Annotated in this window: 1 protein-coding gene and 1 pseudogene; both read right to left on the reverse strand. The window is 72.1% G+C overall.

The window, feature by feature from the left end:
* On the reverse strand, positions 1 to 2857 hold a 2857-nt coding region (locus AC5WRL_RS27970), incomplete at its 3' end, for a nitrate- and nitrite sensing domain-containing protein (RefSeq protein ID WP_496091479.1).
* Between the two features lie 315 nt (positions 2858 to 3172).
* Positions 3173 to 3256, reverse strand: a pseudogene (locus AC5WRL_RS27975) (ATP-binding protein); the annotation flags it as partial.

The following is a 3256-nucleotide window of genomic DNA, read 5'->3' on the forward strand; positions in this document are numbered from 1 at the left end:
GATCGTATGTGTTACCAGGGCCGGGGCCCTGCGGTTCGTTCCGGCCGGTGCGGTCCATGCCGCCCCGGCCCTGTCGTACCCCGCGGTGCAGGTTGCTGAGTCTGCCGCGGACATCCTCCGGATTACGGGACACCTGCGGCCCGTCCGCCGCCGCCGGCTCCGCCGGCGGGTGCTCGGTCAGATTCGCCCGGGGCACCCGCTTGGGGAGTCCGGCGGAGGTGGTGCCGGAGGGCCGCGCCTCGCGGCGTGGTCCACGGTCCCACTGCGCCTCCCCGGGTGCCGGTGTCTGTTCAGGTGCCGCCTCGGCGTGGTCGTGCCGCTGCGGTCCCGACGGTGTGCGACGGGGCAGACCCGCCCCGGTCGTACCACGGAATTCCGCCGTACCCGGGTCCGGTGCAGTGAAGCCTACGCGCTGACCGGGGCCCGCGGGACCATCCTGCGGAGATTCTGTGGGCGCCGGATAGCCCGTGAACTGCTGCCCCTGCGCCGAGAGTTGATCGTACGCCGGTTCGACAGGGGACGTCTGCGGGGTGTCGTACGCCGCGTCGTACCCGGGGTCGTGCGGGGGCTGTGTACCGGTTTGGGGCAGCTGGGGGTAGGCGGGTGGCGGCGGTGCGGGCGCGACGGCGGGCGTCGTGTACCGCGAGTCGTCGAAGCCCAGCTCGGCGGCGGTCCGCAGGCCGGCCTGCCGCTGCGCCTCGGTGATGTGGGAATCCTGTGGTGGTGTAACGATCCGGGAAACGGTGAATTCCTCGGCCGGCGACTGTGGTTCGCCGGCCCCGCCCCGGGTGATCGCCTCGGGCAGCATCACCAGGGACGTGGTGCCCGAGCGTTCCCCCGAAGGACGTAGCTGTACCCGGATGCCGTGCCGCTCGGCCAGTCGGCCGACGACGTACAGGCCCATGCGCTGGGAGACCGACGCGTCCACGGAGGGCGGATCGGCCAGTCGCTTGTTGATCTCCGCGAAGTCCTCCGGGGTCAGACCGATACCCTTGTCATGGATTTCGATCATGATACGACCGTCTGGCAATCGGGTCGCGGTCACCCGCACCTTGGTCTGCGGCGAGGAGAAGGTGATGGCGTTCTCCAGCAGCTCGGCCAGCAGATGCACCAGGTCGGTGACGACCGTGCCGTGGATGTCGTTGGCGGGGACGCCGGACATGTCGATCCGGGCGTACGACTCGACCTCGGAGGCGGCGGCGCGCAGCACATCGACCAGCGGCACCGGCTCGGTCAGCCGGCGGCCCGGCTCCTCCCCCGCCAGGACCAGCAGGTTCTCACCGTTGCGGCGCATCCGGGTGGCCAGGTGGTCCAGCTTGAACAGGTGCTCCAGCTGCTCCGGGTCGGCCTCGCGGGACTCCAGCTCGCCGATCAGGCCGAGCTGGCGCTCGATGAGGCCCTGGTTGCGGGTGGAGAGATTGGTGAAGATGGCGTTCACATTGCCGCGCAGCAGGGCCTGCTCGGCCGCCAGCCGCACCGCCTCCCGATGCACGTGGTCGAACGCCCGCGACACCTCGCCGATCTCGTCCCGGCTGTTGATCGGCAGCGGCTCGACGCGGGTGTCCACGGAGCCGGGCTGGGTGCGCGACAGCTGCTCGACCAGGGCCGGCAGCCGCTCCTCGGCGACGTCCAGGGCGGCGGAGCGCAGCTGGGTCATGGAACGGCTCATGGAGCGGGCCATCAGCATGGCGATGACGAAGGCGAGCAGCAGCGCGGCCACCACGACGCCGGCGCTGATGATCATGTCGCGGCGGGCGGTGGCAGCGATGTCGCGGGCCTCGCCGACCGCCGCGTCCACCAGCTCGCGCTCGATGGTGTGGTACGCGCCGAACCGCTCGGTGGCGGCGGCGTACCAGGTCTGCGGGGTCAGCCGCGCCGCGGCGAGCTCGGACTCCGTCGCGCCGCCGGCGATCAGGCCGACCATGTCCGCCAGCTCGGAGCCGGGTTCGGTGCCGGCCTGGAGCATGACCTCGGCCAGCCGGGTGGCGTCCGCTTCGGTGCCGGCGGCGTTGTACTCGTTGCGGGCGATGTTCTCCAGGTAGGCGTAGCTGCTGAAGGCGGTCAGCTGGCGCTGGGTCTGCGCGGCGCCCGGGCCGGGGGCGACCAGCAGATGGGTGCCGATGGAGCGTTGCAGCGAGCTGGCCGACTTGGCGAGCGAGATGGCGTAGACGGTGCGGCCGTAGGAGGTGATGTTCCCGGTGCCCAGGCCCAGTTCGTTGGCGAAGGACATCAGGGGGTGCTGTACCGCGATGTACCCCTCCTCGGTCGCCACCCCGGGCAGGTCGTCGGTGAACGCCGCCGAGCGCAGCGCCGCGAGACCCGGCTCGGTGTCCTGGACGAGAGCCAGCCGGCGCTGGAGGCTCTCGGTGTGCGGGGCGTCCTGGACGCGGGCCCAGAACTCGGCGGCGGCCTCGTCGGTGAGCCGGCGGGCGCGCTCGATGACCGGGTCCTCGGGGCGGCCCTCCAGCAGCGGGCGGGCGGACGCGTCGCGCTCGTCGATGACGGCGTGGGCGTAGGCCCCGGCGGCGCGTACGAGTTCGGCGGTGCGCTCGGCGGCATCCGCCTCCTGCCAGGTGTCGTAGGCGTCGTAGACCCGCAGGCCGCCGAAGAGCAGGGCGAGCAGGGCGGGGATGAGCAGGATGGCGTTCAGCCGGGTGGCGACCCGCCAGTTGCGGGGGGCGAAGCGGCTGCCGTCCGCGCCGGGGGGCCGGCCGTGGTCCTGAGCCGGGTCCTGACCGGGGGCATCGCCGCCGGTCGTTCCGCCGGCGGCCGGCGGCGGGGTGAAGTTGCCGCGCCCGGCGGTGCCCGGGTCACCCGGCGGATTCGGAAACGGGGGCGTCGCTCTGCTGCGCCTCACTGGCCTCTCACCTCTCGGCATCGGCACACCGTCGGGATGGCCGCCCGCCACGACTGCGGAGTTGCTGTGGATTCCAGCACGTTGGGGGGGCACTTTCCAATCCCCTTGGCACGGTGGATCCTGATCCCCGGCGGGTGGGACATTCAGGTCACGGCACGGCAAGAACCGACATAGGGGTACGAATCCCGGGCACGGCGCGCAGTCGACCGGTCGCTCCCGGTGCGGCGAATGCGCGGAAAGTGTGCGGAAGCGTGATCGACTTGGGGAGAGGACGTGTCCAACGCCACAGTGTGGCGCGGCGGTTCAGCGGGGGATTCAGCCCAGCCGGGCCATGAGGGCGTGTTCGACCAGGGTGATCAGCGCCGCCTTGGCCTCCGCACGGTGCCGGGCGTCGGTGAC

The organism is Streptomyces sp. NTD107, assembly GCF_059510435.1.